Source organism: Pseudomonas sp. RSB 5.4 (assembly GCF_037126175.1).
Taxonomy (GTDB): domain Bacteria; phylum Pseudomonadota; class Gammaproteobacteria; order Pseudomonadales; family Pseudomonadaceae; genus Aquipseudomonas; species Aquipseudomonas fluorescens_H.
Map to the genome: position 1 here is coordinate 1,843,858 of NZ_CP146986.1, position 20,491 is coordinate 1,864,348.

The following is a 20,491-nucleotide window of genomic DNA, read 5'->3' on the forward strand; positions in this document are numbered from 1 at the left end:
CAAACGCCACATCATCGCCCGGCGAAACGCAACCGCGACAACTGCCGCAAATCCCCTTCCACGTAATAATCGTTGGTCCAGCTGTCATCCACCGCCAACGGACTCACCTGCTTGAGCTCCAGTTTTTTCGCGAAATAGCGAAAGCGGTAATGCTCATAGAAACGCAGAAGTTCCAGGCCATAGCGGTCAGCCAGATCGGTGTCGCCACGAATGATCAGGAAGTTCTCGTCATTGCCGTTACTGGCTGATGTACTGAGGTTGTGACTGCCGCTGATGATGGTCGGCGCATCGGTGGTGAAGTCGGTGACCACGGCTTTGGTGTGCACCAGCAGGTTGCCCTTCTGGCCTTTCATGCTTTCCTTGAGCCAGCCTTCCAGCCCGGTATTGAGTAATGCCGTGGCGGCGAATTCGGCTGTGCGGTCGGCATGAAACCCGGTGATGCTGCTCGCGGTGTTTTGCAGACCGTAACGCAGGATGTCGTCATGCGGTTTGCCGAGCAGCGCGTTGAGAATCATGTCCGGCAGGGCAAAAGCCGTGACGAACAACACGTCCTTTTTGGCCGCCTCGATGATCTCGACGAACTCACGCAAATCGCCACCACCGCTGCGTGGCGAGAACCCGGCAAACAGCGGCTGCGTTGGGTCCATCGGGTTATGTTGAGTAATCCAGGTACGCGTCGCGCCGACATCGGTGGGGTTGGCCCAGACTTCTTCGAAGGTTTGCAAATAACGCGTGGCAATCGTCACGTCGTCGAGCGTGTGCACCACGTTGGCCTGGCGATACACGCCATTGGCGGTGAAATTGGTACTGCCGCACAGCACCGCCTGCGGTTGGCGCTGCCCGCTGCCATCGACACGGCTGAGGACAATAAATTTATCGTGGAAGATCTCGTGAGTGACGCGAGCGCGCTTGTTTGCCGCCGGCAACTTCGCCAGGTTCGCTTCGTTCAGGGCGGTATCGGAATCATCAGGTCGAGCGTGGTACAGCACACGCACTTGAACCCCGCGGGCGAACGCCGCGTTCACCGCCTCGATGATCGCCTGCAACTGATACTCGTAGATCGCGATATCCAACGCCCAATTGGCGTCGACGGCGCGCTCGATGTACCCGAGCAAACGCTCCAGCAGGCCGTTCTCCAACCACAGGCGCGCCGCGTCGGGCCAGGCTTCGATGGGCAGATTCTTGTTGGCGCTGATTTGTGCGTCGAGGTCGGGAAACTTGCGCTGGAAGGCCTGACTGGCGGCCACGGCGCGGTTGAAGATCACGCTTTGGTTGGCCGGATGACCATCGTCACTGCTGATGCTCAGCTCCAGCGATTCGCCCAGTTGCGGTGCATCCGCCGTGCCGTAGGCCAGATGCACGCGATAGTGCATCGTTGTCCCCGGATCCACCGCGTAATCGGCCCAGCGGAATTTCTGCAAAGGGGCCTTATCGCTGGGCGTGGCGTGATACTGGAGGAAAGTGTGAGCCTTGCCGGGAAACGTCAGGCTGTTGAACAGGAACAACCACGGCCTGTCACCCTGCTGCTTCTCGATGGCGAAGCCGAGCAGGCCTTTGCGTCGGGGCTCGGCGAGGTCCATGGCGAGCAACACGCCGTTGGTGCCGGCGTAAGCTTTGACGCGAAAATCGTCCTGAGGATTGGCGACCAGTACCCGCATGATTCACTCCTTGTGATTGGGCTGGGGTGGAGCATAGAGCAGCGCTGCAAGTTTGGATGATATCCGTTTGAACCGAGGTGACCTCTTCGCGAGCAAGCCCGCTCCCACAGGTCAAGCAGCGTTCACATTCCTTGTAGGAGCGGGCTTGCTCGCGAAGCGGCCCGCTCAGGCATCACAGATCATCAATGTGCCGATAATCCGCATTCAGTGCCGCCGCTAATTCCCGCGCCCGTGCCAATCGGATGGGCCCGCGCTCAATGTCGATCAACAATCCCGGACACTCCAGCGCCGGCATCGACGGCAAGGCTTTCAAACGCCCATCCGTGACCACCAGCAAGCGCTGCTGCTCGGCCGGAAAACGCTTTTGCCGCTGCACCAGCCACTGCTGCGCCTGCGCCAACGCCGCCACCAATGGCGTGCCGCCGCCAGCGCCCAACGCCTCCAGCCAGGTGCGCAAGCCACTCGACGCCTTCAGGCCCTGAACCTGCCATTTCGGCGTGGTACCGCTGGCGGTCAACAGTGCCAGTCGTGCCCGTTGCCGATAAGCGTCATCGAACAATTGTGCGAGCAGGCCTTTGGCATCACTTAACGCCTGATGCCGACGCGTCGAAGCCGACGCATCGACGATCACCAGCCACAACTCATGGGGAGAACGAGTGCGCAACTGGAACTGCAAGTCCTCACGGGTTTGCGGGCGGCCGTTAAGCAGCGTTCCCGGCCAGTTCACCAGGCCGCTGCGCGCGGCATGGCGCTTGCCCTGGCGTCCGTGATCGAGGCGTCCGGCGCGGGGTCTGGCATTCGCCCCCGCATCGGATCGGGGACGAATGCCGATTACTTTTTTGGCCAGCTCGGCACTTCGCGGCGGGCACCGGTGGCCAGTGCCGGGGCGGGCATGTCGCCCCACTGCCCCTGGCCCTCGCTTAGTTCGGCTTGGGTATTGGCTGAGTTCTGCGCGGGAGGCTGCGGGCTGGACGAAGACGATTCACGACGGCGATGACGCAGGGCAAACTCCGCCACCGCGTCGATGTCTTGCTCGGCAATCGCTGCAGCACCGCGCCACGCCGCGTGAGCACGGGCGGCGCGCAGCCAGACCAGATCGGCACGCAAGCCATCGACACCCGCCGCAAAGCAACGCTCGGTGATGCTCGCCAACGCATCGTCGTCCAGCGGAATGCTCGCCAAGGCGATGCGCGCCTGCTCGCAGCGTTCACGCAGCGCTTGCTGCTGTGCTTCCCACTGCGCGCAGAACGCCTGTGGATCGCTGTCGAAATCCAGTCGGCGGCGGATAATCTGCCCGCGTTCGGTCGGCGCGGTGTGGCCGCTGAGGGCGACGTTCAGGCCGAAACGGTCAAGCAGCTGTGGCCGCAATTCGCCCTCTTCCGGGTTCATCGTGCCGATCAAGACGAACCGCGCCGAATGCCGATGGGAGATGCCGTCGCGTTCGATCAGGTTGGTGCCGCTGGCCGCCACATCAAGCAGCAGATCCACCAGATGATCGGGCAGCAGGTTCACTTCATCGACATAGAGCACACCGCCGTCAGCCTTGGCCAATACACCGGGAGAAAACTGCGCACGGCCTGCGCTCAGCGCCGCGTCGAGATCGAGGGTGCCGACCAGACGTTCTTCGGTGGCACCCAGCGGCAAGGTGACGAACTGCCCGCTCGCCAACAGATCGGCGAGGCCACGGGCCAGGGTCGATTTGGCCATGCCGCGCGGGCCTTCGATCAGCACGCCACCGATTTTCGGGTCGATGGCGGTGAGGTATAGCGCAAGTTTCAGGTCATCGGCGCCGACCACGGCGGAGAGCGGGAAATGCGGGGTGTCGGTCATCTTCAATACTCGGTCATGGTCGGAGTGAATGCATTTCAATGTAGGAGTGAGCCTGCTCGCGATAGCGGTGGGTCAGCGACAAATAGGTTTGCTGATACACCGCTATCGCGAGCAGGCTCACTCCTACAAGGGATTGTGGTGTGTCAGGTGTCTTCTTCTATATCCAGCAGCAGATTTTCCAGGGCCTCTTTGTAGACCCCGGGTTCCTGCCACATCCCGCGCTGCTGCGCTTCCAGCATGCGCTCGGTCATGTCGCGCAGCGCATGCGGATTGTGTTCGCGAACAAAATCCCGGGTCGCCGGATCGAGCAAATAAGCGTCGGCCAGCAACGCGTACTGATGATCGTCAATCAGCTGCGTGGTGGCATCGAAGGCGAACAGGTTATCGACCGTCGCCGCCAGCTCGAACGCGCCTTTATAGCCGTGGCGTTTGACCCCGTCGATCCATTTTGGATTGGCCGCCCGCGAGCGGATCACCCGGTTCAGTTCTTCTTTCAGGGTGCGGATTTTCGGCAGATCCGGCTGACTGTGATCGCCGTGATAACTGGCCGCTGCTTCCCCGCGCAGGGTTTCCACCGCCGCGAGCATGCCGCCCTGAAACTGGTAATAGTCGTTGGAGTCGAGCAGGTCATGCTCGCGATTGTCCTGGTTCTGTAGCACCGCCTGCACCTGGCTCAGACGCTGGACGAACTGCTCGCGGGCGGCGGTGCCTTCGTCCGCCCCGCCGTAAGCGTAGGCACCCCAGTTCAGGTAGACCTCGGCCAGATCCTCGCGACTCTGCCACAGGCGCCCGTCGATCGCGCCTTGCACACCGGCGCCGTAAGCCCCGGGCTTGGCGCCGAAGATCCGCCAGCCGGCCTGGCGCCGCGCCGCATCGGCATCCAGCCCGGATTGCAGCAGCGCTTCACGCTCGGCGCGCACTTTCGCCGCCAGCGGATTGAGGTCATCCGGTTCGTCCAGCGCCGCCACCGCTTGCACGGCCGCGTCGAACAGGCGAATCAGGTTGGCAAAGGCATCGCGGAAGAAGCCCGAGACCCGCAGTGTGACATCGACCCGTGGCCGGTCGAGCAGGCTCAGCGGCAGAATCTCGAAGTCATCGACGCGCTGACTGCCGGTGGCCCACACCGGACGCACGCCCATCAGCGCCATGGCCTGAACGATGTCGTCACCGCCGGTACGCATGGTCGCAGTGCCCCACACCGACAGACCGAGCTGACGCAGGTGATCGCCGTGATCCTGCAAGTGGCGCTCAAGGATCAACGTGGCGGACTGGAAACCGATGCGCCACGCGGTGGTGGTCGGCAGGTTGCGCACGTCCACCGAGTAGAAGTTGCGCCCGGTGGGCAACACGTCGAGACGGCCACGGCTGGGTGCGCCACTTGGGCCGGCGGGGACAAAGCGACCGCCGAGGGCGTCGAGCAGGCCGCGCATTTCAGCGGGACCGCAGGCGTCGAGGCGTGGGGCGACGACTTCGCGCAGGTTATCAATGATCGCGCTCACTTCAGCCCAACACGCCCCTTGTGGGAGCGAGCTTGCTCGCGAAAGCGTCGTGTCAGTCGTCATTGATATACCTGACCCACCGCTTTCGCGAGCAAGCTCGCTCCCACAGGGGATTTGTAGTGTTTGGGAAATCAGTTGGGTGGCGAACAGTTCAAGCCGTTCGCGGGTGTCGCCGGCGCTGCGCCAGACTTCGTCGCTGACGTTTTGCAGCGCTATCGGACGTGGGCCGTTCCAGGAATCGGCAAGCGCACAATCCAGCGGATCAAAGTCCAATTCAAACGCCTTGGCCAACGCCCGCAGCAAACTCGACTGCGCGCCCTTGCCGTCGCCACGCGGAATGCGCAGCAAGGCCAGCAACGTATCGATGCGCAAACGTCCGGTCGGCGACTCGCCGAAAATGTGCAGGCCATCGCGAATCTGCGATTCCTTCAGGTCACATAAATAGGTGTCCAGACGCGGCAGCCAGATCGCTGCATCGGCGTCGCTGTCCAGACCGGCGTCGAGTTGCAGTTCGCGGTCGATCTGCGTTTCGCGCACCAGTTGCAGAATGTCGCGCTGCAACTCCCGCGCACGACGCGGATCGAGCAGTTGCGCCTCGTAATATTCGTCGGCCAGCAGCTCCAGATTGCGCAACGGGCCGTAGGTTTCGGCGCGGGTCAGCGGCGGCATCAGGTGGTCGATGATCACCGCTTGCGTACGCCGTTTGGCCTGGGCGCCCTCGCCCGGGTCATTGACGATAAACGGATAGATGTTCGGCAGCGGCCCGAGCAACGCGTCCGGCCAGCAATTCTCCGAAAGCCCCACGCCCTTACCCGGCAGCCATTCGAGGTTGCCGTGCTTGCCGACGTGAATCACCGCGTGGGCACCGTAGGTGTTGCGCAGCCAGAAATAGAACGCCAGATAACCGTGCGGTGGCACCAGATCCGGGTCGTGGTACACCGCGCTCGGATCGACCTGATAACCGCGCGCCGGTTGAATGCCGACGAAGGTCAGGCCAAAACGCAGACCGGCGATCATCATCCGTCCGTCACGGCACATCGGATCGTTTTGCGGCGCGCCCCAGCGTTCCAGCACTGCCGCGCGATTGGCTTCCGGCAGCGCGTTGAACATCGCCAGATAGGCGTCCATCGCCAAGCTTTGCTGGCACGGACGCAGGTCAATGCTATCGAGGTCATTGCTGACGCCGCCGAGCAATTGCTGGATCAACGCGGTGCCGCTGTCCGGCAACTCAGCGGCCAGCGGAAAACCTTCCGCCTGCAACGCCCGCAGGATATTCAACGCTGCCGCTGGTGTGTCGAGACCGACGCCATTGCCGATCCGACCATCGCGGGTCGGGTAGTTAGCGAGGATCAGCGCGATGCGTTTTTCCGCGTTCGGCAGCCGCGCCAGATCGCTCCAGCGCCGGGCCAGTTCGGCGACGAAATCCATGCGCTCGGGTTGCGCCCGGTAGCAGACCACGTCGGACTGACTGCGCTCACTGCGCCAGGCCAGATCCTTGAAGCTGATCGGACGGCTGATGATGCGCCCATCAAGTTCCGGCAAGGCGATGTGCATCGCCAGATCCCGTGGCCCGAGGCCCTGCTCGCTGTCGCGCCAGCCCGGTTCGTTGTCTTGGGCGCAGATCGCCTGAATCACCGGAATATTGCGCCGGAACGGCCGCAGGTGCGGGGCTTCCGGACTGGATTGCGCGAAGCCGGTGGTGTTGAGAATCACCGCCGCCTCGACCTCATCCAGCCAGTCCTCGACCACACTCAGGCAGCCGGGTTCTTTCAGGCTGGCGACGGCAATCGGCAACGGATTAAGCCCCGCCGCCTGCAAGCGCTGGCAGAACACATCGATGAACGCGGTGTTGGCCGCTTGCAAATGCGAGCGATAAAACAACACCGCCGTCACCGGGCGACCCGGCTGCCAATCGGCTTGCCAGTCGCTCAGTGCGGCGGTGTTTTTCTGTGGGTGGTAAATCGCCGTACGCGGCAGCGCTTGCGGCTCGCCCCAGGCGTAATCCCGCGCCAGCCAGCGGTTGGCCAGACAACGAAAGAAATCCAGCGCATTGCCCATGCCGCCCTGACGCAGGAACTGCCAGAGGCGGTCGCGATCTTCGGCGGGCACGGTGCTCAGGTCGCTGAGTTCCGGGTCGGGACGGTCATCACCGGGCACCAGAATCACCTGCACGCCGCGCTCGGACAATTCCACCAGACGCTCGACGCCGTAACGCCAATAGGCGATGCCGCCGTGCAGCGAAATCAGAATGACCTTGGCGTGACGCAACACCTCATCGACATACAGATCGACCGAGGCGTGATTCTGCACCTGCATCGGATTGGCCAGGCGCAGGCTCGGGTAATCCTCGGGCAGTTGCTGCGCCGCTTCGGCGAGCAGCGCCAGGCTGGAATCGCCGCTGCACAGGATCACCAGCTCGGCGGGGGTTTGTCCAAGGTCGGCAATGTTGTCATCCGACACGAAACCGCCGGGCTGGGTCCTGAGCAGGTGCATGGCTTAAACGCTGAGCGCGGCGCGCAGTTGCGCTTCGAGTTGCGCAGCGTCGAGTTCCTGACCGATCAGCACCAGACGGGTGACGCGCGCCTCGTCAGCGCCCCACTGACGGTCGAAGTGCTTGTCGAAACGCGTGCCCACGCCCTGAATCAACAGGCGCATCGGCTTGTTCGGAATCGCCGCGAAGCCCTTCACGCGCAGGATGCCGTGCTTGACCACCAATTGCGTCAGCGCGTCGAGCAGCAGGCTTTCGTCGGCTTGCGGCAGTTCGATCGAGATCGAATCGAAGGCGTCGTGATCGTGGTCATCGTGATCGTCATCACCGTCGTGGTGGTGGTCGTGATGACTGTGGCGGCTGTCGATGTGTTCTTCAGAGCCGGCGCCGAGGCCGATCAGCACGTCCAGCGGCAGGCGACCGTTGCTGGCTTCGATGATTTTTACTGCGGGCGGCAGTTCTTCGGCGACTTCCAGGCGTACGCGAGCCAGATCTTCCGCGCTGGTCTGGTCGGCCTTGTTCAGGATCACCAGGTCGGCGCTGGCCAGTTGGTCGGCGAACAACTCATGAAGTGGCGATTCGTGATCGAGGTTCGGATCGAGTTTGCGCTGGGCATCGACCTGATCCGGGAACGCGGCAAACGTGCCAGCGGCCACGGCCGGGCTGTCGACCACGGTGATCACCGCGTCAACGGTGCAGGCGCTGCGGATTTCCGGCCACTGGAACGCTTGAACCAGCGGTTTTGGCAGGGCCAGGCCAGAGGTTTCGATCAGGATGTGGTCGAGATCGCCGCGACGGGCGACCAGTTCGCGCATCACCGGGAAGAATTCTTCCTGAACCGTGCAGCACAGGCAGCCGTTGGCCAGTTCATAGACGCGGCCGGTGGCTTCTTCTTCGGTGCAGCCGATGGTGCATTGCTTGAGGATTTCACCGTCGATGCCCAGTTCGCCGAACTCGTTGACGATCACGGCGATGCGACGGCCCTGAGCGTTGTCGAGCATGTGTCGCAGCAAGGTGGTTTTGCCCGAGCCGAGAAAACCGGTGACGATGGTGACGGGGAGTTTGGCCAGTGTTTTCATCGGATGCCCTTTGGCAAGGTGGCGGGCATACGGGACGAGATCCGCTGCGAACGCGCGCGCGGAAGAATTCGCCACCGGATCACCCCGCCCGGTTGTAGTGAGAAATCTGTGACGAGGCAGGTCTCCTGGCTGACGGTGTTCAGGCCTTGGGCCCGGCATTCGCTGCGCCTTCCCGCTGGCTCTGTGGATTGAGCTGGCAGTGGCGTGGCAACGAATTTCACCGTTCACAGTTGCGGGGGCAGCCGCGGCTTTGACCGCGTTCCCTTCTTAGCTTCGGCGTGGGCCGAAGAACCTCGAAAGCGCAAGGCTACGCATGGCTTGAGGATGGGTCAATGTTTGGATTGGGGGCATATCCGTTTCTGCGGGTGTCGCCGCTGGCGGTTTCGCTCTTACAGCGAGTCACCTTTTCCAAACGCCGAAAAGGTAACCCAAAAGGCTTTGCCCCGGCGTACGGCACTTCGCTGAGGCTCAGTGTTCCCTCGCTACGGTGCCCATCAGGGGGCATCGCCTCCGGTTTGCTTCGCTGCACCTCCTCTCGATGGATGCGGCTTCGCCGCATGGCGCTGCGCGCCTACCCCCCTGATGGACACCTTCGCTCGGCCTGCCGAAGGGGCTGAAGATCAAAAGCCACATCAAAAGCCACATCAAAAACCAAAGCCAAAGCAGATCAAAAGATCACAGCCTTCGGCAGTTCCTGCATGGCACTGGATGCATTCAGTTAGAAATTGGTCGGCTGACAGGCCGCCTTCGCGAGCAAGCCCGCTCCCACAGTTGGGCCAGGTGCATCAGCAAGAGATTGGTCGGCTGACAGGCCGCCATCGCCAGCGGGCTGGCTCCTACAGTCTAGATTGCGTGCAGCCCTGCGGCGAAGCCGCCCCACTCAACACAATGAGCGTTAGCTCGAGTACCGCTTTTGATTTTGATCTGAGGGCCCGTCGGCAGGCTGAGTGGAGGGATTTATCCGGGGGTGGGAGCGTAGCGACCGTTTGGCGCAGCCAAACACAGCGAGAGGAGGTGCAGCGAAGCAAACCGTAGGCGCTGCCCCCCGGATGAATCCCGGAGCGAAGGAACCCGAGCCTAGGCGAGGGCCGAACGTCAGGGCATAGACCTTTTGGTTACTTTTGGGGCGTTTGCCAAAAGTGACCCGCCGTAAGGGCGGAACCCTAAGAGGCCGTTACCGCAGCAACGGATATACCCACCCCACTCAATTGACTCAAATCCCCAACCCATGCTCTCCTACACAACTTGTTACGGGTGCCCTTCACAGGGTGAAACGGGAAACCGGTGAATCATGTGCTTTACTCAAAGCCATGTCAGTCCGGTGCTGCCCCCGCAACGGTAAGCGAGCGAAGCGTCAAATCCACTGTGCCGTACGGCATGGGAAGGTGATGCTTGCAGGTCGGCCTGACGCCAACCCCTCGTGAGCCCGGAGACCGGCCCGCAACACACAGTGCGCATTTTGCGTCGCTGAACATAACAAACCCGCGGTGGGCGGGCGCTGTTCGAACCTCTGCGTGCCCGACTCGCAGGGGTTTTCATGCGCTCTATCAACCCGCTGACACTCCAGAGGGAAGCGCCATGTCAATCATCAGCAGCACCGGCAGCAACACCGACAAAATCTCCAGCACCTCCACGTTGAGCCAACGCCTGACCGCCGCCATTTTCGCGTCGATCCTGGGTGCAAGCCTCGTGTACTTCGCCGGCTTCTCGCACATCGAAGCGGTGCACAACGCCGCTCACGATACCCGCCACAGCGCCGCGTTCCCGTGCCACTGAGACCTGCCGACATGATCAAGCGTATTGCGCAAACCGCAGGTTTCACCGGTCTGCTGGCCGCCCTGCTGCTGACTCTGCTGCAAAGTTTCTGGGTCTCGCCACTGATTCTGCAGGCCGAAACCTTCGAGAAGTCCGAACCGGTGGCCGTTCACGAACACGCCGCCGGCACAGCCGCACACACTCACGACGCCGAAGCCTGGGAGCCGGAAAACGGCTGGCAGCGCGTGGTCTCGACCACCGGCGGCAATCTGGTGGTGGCGGTCGGTTTCGCCCTGATGCTCGCGGGTCTATACACCCTGCGCGCACCGACCAAAACCTCGCAGGGCCTGCTCTGGGGCCTGGCCGGTTACGCGACCTTCGTCCTCGCGCCAACCCTCGGCCTGCCGCCTGAACTGCCGGGCACCGCGGCGGCCGATCTGGCTTCGCGGCAAACGTGGTGGATCGGCACCGCCGCCTCCACCGCAGTCGGCCTGGCCTTGATCGTGTTCAGCCGTCACTGGCTGATGAAACTGCTGGGCGTGGCGATCCTTGCCGTGCCGCACGTGATTGGCGCACCGCAACCGGAAGTGCACTCGATGCTCGCCCCGGAAGCGCTGGAAGCCCAGTTCAAAATCGCTTCGCAGTTGACCAACGTGGCTTTCTGGCTGGCCCTGGGCCTGATCAGCGCCTGGTTGTTCCGCCGCAAAAGCGCTGCTCAATACCACGCATGACCGATGACCGCGCAGCGCCGACCTTCGTGGTCGGTCTGGGCTGCCAGCGCGGCTGCCCGGCCAGTACGCTGCGCGCGTTACTCGATCAGGCATTACAGGCGCATCGCATCGAACTGGAAGCGGTCAAGGCATTGGCCAGCATCGATTTGAAGCGCGATGAGCCAGGTTTGCAGGAGCTGGCCGCGCAACTGGCCTTGCCGCTGTTGTATTTCAGCAGCGACGAACTGGCCAGTTACCAGCAGCGACTCAGTCACCATTCTCAGATCGCCTATGAGCGCACCGGTTGCTACGGGGTAGCGGAAAGTGCCGCCCTGGCCCTTGCCGAGCAGTTGATCCAGGCACCGGCAAAGCTGCTGATTTCCCGGCAGAAATACGCTCAGGCGACACTGGCATTGGCCGGCGCCGCGTAAAATCCCGATAATCCCCCCCGTTTGATCATGAGCAATCTTCATCTGAAGCGTTGCGCTGCCCCGTTTTTCACAGGATTTCTTCATGACCGTCTACTTCATCGGCGCCGGCCCCGGCGACCCGGAATTGATCACTGTCAAAGGCCAGCGGCTGATCCGCAGTTGCCCGGTGATCATCTACGCAGGTTCGCTGGTCCCGGCCGCCGTGCTGGAGGGGCATCAGGCCGAAACCGTGGTCAACAGCGCCGAATTGCATCTGGAGCAGATCATTGAATTGATCAAAACCGCCCATGCCAAGGGCCAGGATGTGGCGCGGGTGCATTCGGGTGATCCAAGCCTGTATGGCGCGATTGGCGAGCAGATTCGTTATCTGCGCGAATTGCAGATTCCGTTCGAGATCATTCCCGGCGTGACGGCTACGGCTGCTTGCGCAGCTTTGCTAGGCACGGAACTGACGCTGCCGGACGTTTCGCAGAGCGTGATTCTGACTCGTTACGCCGATAAAACTGCGATGCCGGCGGGTGAGGAACTGAGCAGTCTGGCGCAACACGGCGCAACCATGGCGATTCACCTGGGGGTCAATCATCTGCAGAAGATCATTGGCGAACTGCTGCCACATTACGGCGCGGATTGCCCGATTGCGGTGATTCACCGGGCGACTTGGCCGGATCAGGATTGGGTGATGGGGACGCTGGAGGATATTGCCGCGAAGGTTGCGGCCAAGGGGTTTCGGCGTACGGCGTTGATTCTGGTTGGACGGGTGTTGGGGAGTGAGGTGTTTAGCGAGTCGTCGCTGTATCGTGCGGGGCATGCGCACCTCTACAGACCCTGAAAGCAATTGTGGCGAGGGAGCTTGCTCCCGCCGGATCGCGGAGCGATCCCAAAACCGGACAACCCATTCATCACGGGTAAATGCATTGTCCGATTTGTGACTGCTTCGCAGTCAGGCGGGAGCAAGCTCCCTCGCCACAGCACCGTTTTTCATGTTCGCAGTGAACACCTTACTCAGTAGTAGGCGTTTTCTTTCTGCGTGTGGTCGGTCACGTCGCGAACACCTTTGAGCTCTGGGATACGCTCGAGCAAGGTGCGTTCGATGCCCTCCTTCAGGGTCACGTCGGCCTGGCCGCAGCCTTGGCAGCCGCCGCCGAACTGCAGCACGGCGATGCCGTCCTCAACCACATCGATCAGGCTGACCTGACCGCCGTGGCTGGCCAGCCCCGGGTTGATTTCGGTTTGCAGGTAGTAGTTGATGCGCTCGTTGACCGGGCTGTCGGCGTTGACCATCGGTACTTTGGCGTTTGGCGCCTTGATGGTCAGCTGGCCGCCCATGCGGTCGGTGGCGTAATCGACGACGGCATCGTCGAGGAACGCTTCGCTGAACGAGTCGATGTAAGCGGTGAAGCTTTTCAGCCCCAGCGCGGTATCTTCAGGCTTTTCTTCGCCCGGCTTGCAGTAGGCAATGCAGGTTTCGGCGTACTGGGTGCCAGGCTGGGTGATGAAGACGCGGATGCCGATACCCGGGGTGTTCTGCTTGGAGAGCAGATCGGCCAGGTAATCGTGGGCGGCGTCGGTAATGGTAATAGCGGTCATGGAAACTCCTCGCAGGCTTGGGCGCAGTTTACGCCAATCATCGCGCGGCACAAAGTCCTAGTATTTTTGTCGGGAAAGCTCGGCAGCCGATTGACCGACGGGTTCGCGATCAATCCGCGCTTTAAGCCACTGATAGCTGCGTTTTTCCACCCATTCGTAACTCAGCCACGAGCCTACGCCGATGGCCAGAGCACAGAAAACGAACATCAGATACGGGTTGATCCCGTAGCGCCGCGCAATAAAACCACCTGCCGACAGCACCAGTACGTGCATCAGGTATACCGAATAGGAACAGTCACCGAGCCATTTCATCACCCGACTGCGCTCGACGTAGCGTTCCAGTGCGATACAGGACATCACCAGCACCGCACTCGGCACGCCCCAGTTCAACAGCCTTGGCGCTGGCGCCAGGTGATAGATCGCCAACAACGCGGCACCCATCGCCACCAGCGGCAGCCACAGCCCCGCGCCGATCCAGCCCCGGCGATACAGCACGCCAATGCCGATCCCCAGCAAAAACTCGTAAACGATGTCCGAACGGTAGAACTCATTGAGCCAGCCGAACGCCTGGCACGCCGAAAACAGCAACGCGGCGACCACCAGCAAGCGCAACTGCCAGCGGAACACCAGCGCGCATGCAAACAACACATAAAAGAACATTTCGTAGTTGAGCGTCCAGCCGACATTCAGCGTCGGATAAATCCCGTAGCCGCCGGGGTTTTGCGCAGGGATGAATAACAACGACGCGAGGAAATGCGCCCAATCCACCGTCTGATCCGGCAACATCGGCCGGGCGAACACCACCAGCAACGCCATCAGCAGCGTGTACAGCCAATACGCCGGGACAATGCGAAACAGCCGATAGAGCAGAAACCGCGCCGGGGGCAACGCTTTGCTTTCGGTAGACAGGAAGATCACCAGCCCGCTGATGACGAAAAAGATATCGACGCCGACTGCGCCTTTGTCGATGAAGAACTGCCCGACCGGGCCGCGCGCCTTGAAATCGAAGAAAATCTGCATGAAGTGGTGGCAGACCACGGTCCACGCGGCAAGCGCCCGCAGGGCCTGCACTGAAATCAACATGATCGGCTCCTGTCCACAACTCTCAAAACCACCGCCGATCCCTTGTAGGAGTGAGCCTGCTCGCGATGACGGCATGTCAGGCGACAACCATTCTGAATGGACTGACACCATCGCGAGCAGGCTCACTCCTACAGAGAATGTGCGGTGTTGCTAAGAGTTGGGACAGCAGGCCAGCCCCAAACGATCAAAGATTCTCGTAGCGGTTCATGTCCAGCACGCCCTCTTCCACTGGATCGGTTTCGTGGAGGTATTGGCTCAGGTCGTGGAAATAGAACCAGAACTGCGGATGACTGCGACGAATCCCCCAGCGTTCGACGATTTTCTCGAAGCGCTCGGCATCCTTGGCGGTTTCCATGGCATCGACAAACTCCGGTACTTGCTCGGCCGGAATGTTGAAGATGAAGTTCGGATAGCTGCTGAGCACGCCCGGATAGAGGGTCAAGGTGTCCAGCCCCGGTTGATAGCGCAGCGATTCCCCCAGCAGGAACGCCACGTTACTGTGCGCGCGATTGCGCAGCAGGCTGTACATCTCGCGTTTCCCGCTGCGGGTTTCGATGCGCAGCATGGTCGCTTCCGGCAACTGGTCGATGACCTTCAAACCGGCGGCCGGACGTGACGTCAGGCGACTCAGCGCCTGCTCGGCATTTTGCAGGGCCGGGTCGATATTCGGCCGCGAGCAGTAGGCGCCGTCACAGCGGTTGATCGGATCGGGCCGCGCATTCAGATCGCCGTAACGCGCCAGCAACTGCATGGCGAAGTCGTATTTCGGGTCCTTCGGATCGAGTTTCAGCGCGGTCGGCTTGTCGTCATCGATGGCTTCGTAGTCGAGCCACATCTTGAACTGGCCGCTGCTCTGATACCAATCGTCGAGGTAGTCCTCGCGGGAATCGGCCGGCATCAGGCGCAGGAAATTCTGTTCGGCGCCGTTGCGGATCAGGTCGAAATACAGGCGGGTCTGCGCCTGATGGGAAACGTTGCCGAACACATCGAAGTTGACCGCCAACTGGTAATAGGTGCGCTCCAGCAGCGGATAGTCGAACAGCCACATCGTTTGTGGCACTTCGCCGATCAGGCCTTTGGTCACCGAGGCGCTGTCGAAGTGACGGAAAATGCTCAGCAGCGCGTTGTCGTTGCCGGCCCACAGCGTCGACCAACTCGGCGCCGGTAAATCGGCGTAGCTGTCGCGACGCAGCGCTTCGTACTTGTTTCGTTTGTCGCGGTAGTTGTGCCACAGACTCAGGACGCTGCCGACGTCATCGTTCTGACCTGGCATCGCCAGCAGCGGCGTGGCCTGGCCGCGATAGACCGGGTCGGTGATGTACAGGTCGTGTTCCGGCGCCTGGAACAGCGCCCAGAAGTTGTCGCGGATCACGTCCGTCGCAATCTGCCCACGGCACACCGGCCCACGAATGAAGGTGCGTACGAAGTATTCGGCGTTATCGAGCATGAACTGATAGCGCGCCTGCGCCGGAATCGCCTCAAAGGTCGCAAACGGGTTGGCCCGACTCTGCGGGCCGTAACCCGGCAACGCACTGACCTGCCAGTTGCCGCTGTAGAACAGGCTCTTGACCCGCGCCATCTTCGCCGCGCTCAGCGGATAGGTGATGTGGGTCTTGTGCACGATCACCCCTTGCACCGGCCACAAACGGTAGTAAACCTGAGTGCCCGGGTCGTCATTCGGGCGGCGGGTGGCGATCAGGTCGATCGGCTGGCCAGTCGGCGTGCGCGAACGCACCCACTGGAAGTAATGCCCAGGCTCACCGTCCTTGAAATAGAGGTGCGCGAGGAACCAGTGTTCGAACAACCAACGCCCAACCAGGCTTTCCCGCGCCCCCGGCTGGTTGAGCAGGTTTTCCCACTGGACGATTTGCAGCGCTTCTTTGGCGCTCGGCGCCAGACCTTGCTCGTCGATCGGCGCACCGGATGCCAGCCAGCGTTGCAGGGTCTGGTATTGCTGATCGGTCAGGCCGGTCACCGCCAGCGGCATGCCTTCTTTCGGGTGGGCGCCGGCATAGCCTGCAAACTCGGCGGGCATCGCGCACATGTTTTCCCGTTGCAGGCCGAGGACGATGTCTTCCGGCAGTTTGGCGTTGGGCGTCAGCGGGGTTTTGTGGCCCAGTTCCAGCATCCGCGCCATCAATGCGGCCTGACTGCCTTGGGCATCAAGTACCGAATAGAAGCCTTTCTGCTGCCAGGCACGTTTGCCGAAGGCGTCGTAGAACAATCGAGTGGTCGGCGCGGCTTGAGTACGCTCGCCATCGTAGACCGGCATCTTGCTCGCGCCCCGCCCTGCACCTTCGCCGCTGCCCAGATTGAGCTGGCAGGCAGAGTCGTAGCAGGCATGGCAGGCCACGCATTTCTCGGTGAAGATTGGCTGAATATCTCGGGTATAAGAGATCGCGGGCTCTTGCGCAACGGCGCCGCAGCTTAAGAACAGCATGAAAATGCTGATGACGCGGTACGACATGCCCATGATCCCGATCCTGAAAAAAAACGCCGCGATTCTACAGTATGACGCCCGTACCAACATGAGCGATATTCATGCAAAACCACCACACGCTCCAAAACCACACAGGTTTGTTATGATCCCGGCCCTTCGTCATGGTCTTTTCGAGTAGTCCCAATGTCCGATCGCAGCGTCCGTCTTCAAGCTCTCAAGCAAGCCCTCAAAGAGCGCATCCTGATTCTCGACGGCGGCATGGGCACGATGATCCAGAGCTACAAGCTCGAAGAACAGGATTATCGCGGCAAACGCTTCGCTGACTGGCCGAGTGACGTCAAGGGCAACAACGATCTGTTGGTGATCACCCGTCCGGACGTGATCGGCGGCATCGAAAAGGCTTATCTGGATGCCGGCGCCGACATTCTGGAAACCAACACCTTCAACGCCACGCGCATTTCCATGGCCGACTACGGCATGGAAGAGCTGGCGTACGAATTAAACGTAGAAGGCGCACGACTGGCGCGCAAGGTGGCTGACGCCAAGACCGCCGAGAACCCGGACAAGCCGCGCTTCGTCGCCGGCGTGCTCGGCCCTACCAGCCGCACCTGCTCGCTGTCGCCTGACGTAAACAACCCCGGCTACCGCAACGTCACCTTTGATGAACTGGTGGAGAACTACACCGAGGCCACCAAGGGCCTGATCGAGGGCGGCGTCGACCTGATCCTGATCGAAACCATCTTCGACACCCTCAACGCCAAAGCCGCGATCTTCGCTGTGCAAGGCGTGTTCGAAGAGCTGCACATTGAACTGCCGATCATGATTTCCGGGACCATCACCGATGCGTCCGGCCGCACCCTCTCGGGCCAGACCACCGAAGCGTTCTGGAACTCCGTGGCCCACGCCAAGCCAATTTCGGTCGGCCTCAACTGCGCCCTCGGCGCCAGTGAGCTGCGTCCGTACCTGGAAGAGCTGTCGAACAAGGCCAGCACCCACGTTTCGGCGCACCCGAACGCCGGTCTGCCGAACGAATTCGGCGAGTACGACGAGTTGCCGGTGGACACCGCCAAGGTCATCGAAGAATTCGCCCAGAGCGGTTTCCTCAACATCGTCGGCGGTTGCTGCGGCACCACGCCGGGCCACATCGAAGCCATCGCCAAGGCCGTGGCCGGTTACGCACCGCGGCAAATTCCGGACATCCCCAAGGCTTGCCGCCTGTCGGGCCTGGAGCCGTTCACCATCGATCGCAGCTCGCTGTTCGTCAACGTCGGCGAGCGCACCAACATCACCGGTTCCGCCAAGTTCGCCCGTCTGATCCGTGAGGACAACTACACCGAAGCCCTGGAAGTCGCCCTGCAGCAGGTCGAGGCCGGCGCGCAGGTGATCGACATCAACATGGACGAAGGCATGCTCGATTCGAAGAAGGCCATGGTGACCTTCCTCAATCTGATCGCCGGCGAGCCGGACATCTCCCGCGTACCGATCATGATCGACTCCTCGAAATGGGAAGTGATCGAAGCGGGTCTGAAGTGCATTCAGGGCAAGGGCATCGTCAACTCGATCAGCATGAAAGAAGGCGTCGAGCAGTTCATCCACCACGCCAAACTGTGCAAACGCTACGGCGCTGCAGTAGTGGTGATGGCGTTCGACGAAGCCGGCCAGGCCGACACCGAAGCGCGCAAGAAAGAAATCTGCAAACGCTCCTACGACATTCTGGTCAACGAAGTCGGCTTCCCGCCGGAAGACATCATCTTCGACCCGAACATCTTCGCCGTGGCCACCGGCATCGAAGAACACAACAACTACGCTGTGGACTTCATCAACGCCTGTGCCTACATCCGCGACGAACTGCCGTATGCGCTGAGTTCCGGCGGCGTGTCCAACGTGTCGTTCTCGTTCCGTGGCAACAACCCGGTGCGTGAAGCGATTCACTCGGTGTTCCTGCTGTACGCGATCCGCGCCGGCCTGACCATGGGTATCGTCAACGCCGGTCAGCTGGAAATCTACGACCAGATCCCGCAGGAGCTGCGTGATGCCGTCGAAGACGTGATCCTCAACCGCACGCCGGAAGGCACCGACGCCCTCCTCGCCATCGCCGACAAGTACAAGGGCGACGGCAGCGTCAAGGAAGCCGAGACGGAAGAGTGGCGCAGCTGGGAGGTCAACAAGCGTCTGGAGCACGCGCTGGTCAAGGGCATCACCACGCACATCGTCGAAGACACCGAAGAGTCGCGCCAGTCGTTCGCCCGCCCGATCGAAGTGATCGAAGGCCCGCTGATGTCCGGCATGAACATCGTCGGCGACCTGTTCGGCGCCGGCAAAATGTTCCTGCCGCAGGTGGTGAAATCCGCACGCGTGATGAAACAGGCCGTAGCGCATCTGATCCCGTTCATCGAACTGGAAAAAGGCGACAAGCCGGAAGCCAAGGGCAAGATCCTCATGGCCACGGTCAAAGGCGACGTGCACGACATCGGCAAGAACATCGTCGGCGTGGTACTGGGCTGTAACGGCTATGACATCGTCGACCTCGGCGTGATGGTCCCGGCGGAAAAGATCCTCCAGGTCGCCAAGGAAGAAAAGTGCGACATCATCGGCCTGTCCGGGCTGATCACTCCGTCGCTCGACGAGATGGTCCACGTGGCCCGCGAGATGCAGCGTCAGGATTTCCATCTGCCGCTGATGATCGGTGGCGCGACCACCTCCAAGGCACACACCGCGGTGAAGATCGAGCCGAAGTACAGCAACGATGCGGTGGTCTACGTCACCGACGCCTCGCGTGCGGTTGGTGTGGCGACGCAGTTGCTGTCCAAGGAACTCAAGGCCGGTTTCGTCGAGAAGACCCGTTTGGAATACGTCGATGTGCGTGAGCGCACCGCCAACCGTAGCGCCCGTACCGAGCGCCTGAGCTACGCGGCGGCGATTGCCAAGAAGCCGCAGTTCGACTGGGCCAACTACTCGCCGGTCAAACCGACTTTCACCGGCACCCGGGTGCTGGACAACATCGACCTCAATGTTCTGGCCGAGTACATCGACTGGACGCCGTTCTTCATCTCTTGGGACTTGGCCGGCAAATTCCCGCGCATCCTCGAAGACGAAGTGGTCGGTGAAGCGGCCACCGCGCTGTACAAGGATGCGCGGGAAATGCTCACCAAGCTGATCGACGAGAAGCTGATCAGCGCCCGTGCGGTATTCGGTTTCTGGCCGGCCAATCAGGTGCATGACGACGACATCGAACTGTACGGCGATGACGGCAAGCCAATGGCACGCCTGCATCACCTGCGTCAGCAGATCATCAAGACCGACGGCAAGCCGAACTTCTCGCTGGCCGACTTCGTCGCCCCGAAAGACAGCGAAGTGACCGACTACGTCGGTGGTTTCATCACCACCGCCGGCATCGGCGCCGAAGAAGTCGCCAAGGCCTATCAGGACGCTGGCGACGACTACAACTCGATCATGGTCAAGGCACTGGCCGACCGCCTGGCCGAAGCCTGCGCCGAGTGGCTGCACCAGCAAGTGCGCAAAGAGCACTGGGGTTACGCCAAGGACGAAGTGCTGGACAACGACGCGCTGATCAAAGAGCAGTATTCCGGCATCCGTCCGGCACCGGGTTATCCGGCCTGCCCGGATCACACCGAGAAGGCTACGCTGTTCACCCTGCTCGACCCCGAGGCCAGCGAAATGCGTGCCGGGCGCAGCGGCGTGTTCCTCACCGAGCATTACGCAATGTTCCCGGCAGCGGCGGTCAGCGGCTGGTACTTCGCCCATCCGCAAGCGCAATACTTTGCCGTGGGCAAGATCGACAAGGATCAGGTGCAGAGCTACACCTCGCGCAAAGGTCAGGACCTGAGCGTGACCGAGCGCTGGCTGGCGCCCAACCTCGGTTACGACGAGTAAGCAGAACGGTCAGTCCCCGGACCTGCCGGGGATTGAC

General features: G+C 61.6%; 13 protein-coding genes and 2 riboswitches. Of the genes, 5 read left to right on the plus strand and 8 right to left on the minus strand.

The window, feature by feature from the left end:
• Positions 1–11: 11 nt before the first annotated feature.
• The 5 genes from V9L13_RS08195 to cobW all read right to left on the minus strand — a co-directional run bounded on the left by V9L13_RS08195 (position 12) and on the right by cobW (position 8,554).
• Entirely contained in the window at positions 12–1,658 is a 1,647-nt protein-coding gene (locus V9L13_RS08195) for a phospholipase D-like domain-containing protein (RefSeq protein ID WP_338802138.1), read from the minus strand.
• 172 nt (positions 1,659–1,830) lie between these two features.
• Positions 1,831–2,562, minus strand: coding sequence for a VWA domain-containing protein (locus V9L13_RS08200; RefSeq protein WP_338802139.1), 732 nt, complete (start codon positions 2,560–2,562; stop codon positions 1,831–1,833).
• Complete coding sequence (locus V9L13_RS08205; RefSeq protein ID WP_338802140.1) at positions 2,490–3,488, minus strand: AAA family ATPase; 999 nt, start codon at positions 3,486–3,488, stop codon at positions 2,490–2,492. The genes V9L13_RS08200 and V9L13_RS08205 overlap by 73 nt, the downstream gene beginning before the upstream one ends.
• A 143-nt stretch (positions 3,489–3,631) precedes the next feature.
• On the minus strand, positions 3,632–7,480 hold the full coding sequence (gene cobN / locus V9L13_RS08210; RefSeq protein WP_338802141.1) for a cobaltochelatase subunit CobN: 3,849 nt from the start codon (positions 7,478–7,480) through the stop codon (positions 3,632–3,634).
• A 3-nt stretch (positions 7,481–7,483) separates the two neighbouring features.
• Positions 7,484–8,554: a cobalamin biosynthesis protein CobW gene (cobW, locus tag V9L13_RS08215; RefSeq protein ID WP_338802142.1), complete on the minus strand. Its 1,071-nt coding sequence runs from the start codon at positions 8,552–8,554 to the stop codon at positions 7,484–7,486.
• Between the two features lie 97 nt (positions 8,555–8,651).
• Positions 8,652–8,865, minus strand: a riboswitch (cobalamin riboswitch).
• Positions 8,866–9,789: 924 nt separating this feature from the next.
• Positions 9,790–10,011: riboswitch (cobalamin riboswitch) on the plus strand.
• Positions 10,012–10,132: 121 nt separating this feature from the next.
• Here cobW and V9L13_RS08220 point away from each other — a divergent pair.
• From V9L13_RS08220 to cobM, 4 genes are all read left to right on the plus strand, one after another.
• Entirely contained in the window at positions 10,133–10,330 is a 198-nt protein-coding gene (locus V9L13_RS08220; protein ID WP_183780136.1) for a CbtB domain-containing protein, read from the plus strand.
• An 11-nt stretch (positions 10,331–10,341) separates the two neighbouring features.
• On the plus strand, positions 10,342–11,040 hold the full coding sequence (locus V9L13_RS08225) for a CbtA family protein (protein WP_338802144.1): 699 nt from the start codon (positions 10,342–10,344) through the stop codon (positions 11,038–11,040).
• Positions 11,037–11,450 carry a cobalamin biosynthesis protein gene (locus V9L13_RS08230; RefSeq protein WP_003225490.1) on the plus strand — a complete coding sequence of 138 codons (414 nt, stop codon included), beginning with the start codon at positions 11,037–11,039 and terminating at the stop codon, positions 11,448–11,450. The genes V9L13_RS08225 and V9L13_RS08230 overlap by 4 nt, the downstream gene beginning before the upstream one ends.
• 82 nt (positions 11,451–11,532) lie before the next feature.
• The gene (cobM, locus tag V9L13_RS08235) at positions 11,533–12,279 is read left to right on the plus strand and encodes a precorrin-4 C(11)-methyltransferase (RefSeq protein ID WP_338802145.1); all 747 of its coding nucleotides are present in this window, start codon (positions 11,533–11,535) and stop codon (positions 12,277–12,279) included.
• Between the two features lie 173 nt (positions 12,280–12,452).
• Here the strand turns inward: cobM and nfuA are convergent, their stop codons facing one another.
• From nfuA to V9L13_RS08250, 3 genes are all read right to left on the minus strand, one after another.
• The gene (nfuA, locus tag V9L13_RS08240) at positions 12,453–13,037 is read right to left on the minus strand and encodes a Fe-S biogenesis protein NfuA (protein WP_003225494.1); all 585 of its coding nucleotides are present in this window, start codon (positions 13,035–13,037) and stop codon (positions 12,453–12,455) included.
• A gap of 57 nt (positions 13,038–13,094) precedes the next feature.
• Positions 13,095–14,120, minus strand: a complete 1,026-nt coding sequence (locus tag V9L13_RS08245; protein ID WP_338802146.1) for an acyltransferase — start codon at positions 14,118–14,120, stop codon at positions 13,095–13,097.
• Between the two features lie 184 nt (positions 14,121–14,304).
• The gene (locus V9L13_RS08250) at positions 14,305–16,587 is read right to left on the minus strand and encodes a fatty acid cis/trans isomerase (protein WP_338802846.1); all 2,283 of its coding nucleotides are present in this window, start codon (positions 16,585–16,587) and stop codon (positions 14,305–14,307) included.
• 156 nt (positions 16,588–16,743) lie between these two features.
• On the opposite strand from V9L13_RS08250, the gene metH reads away from it, so the two are divergent.
• The gene (metH, locus tag V9L13_RS08255; protein WP_338802147.1) at positions 16,744–20,454 is read left to right on the plus strand and encodes a methionine synthase; all 3,711 of its coding nucleotides are present in this window, start codon (positions 16,744–16,746) and stop codon (positions 20,452–20,454) included.
• The last annotated feature ends 37 nt before the right edge of the window (positions 20,455–20,491 follow it).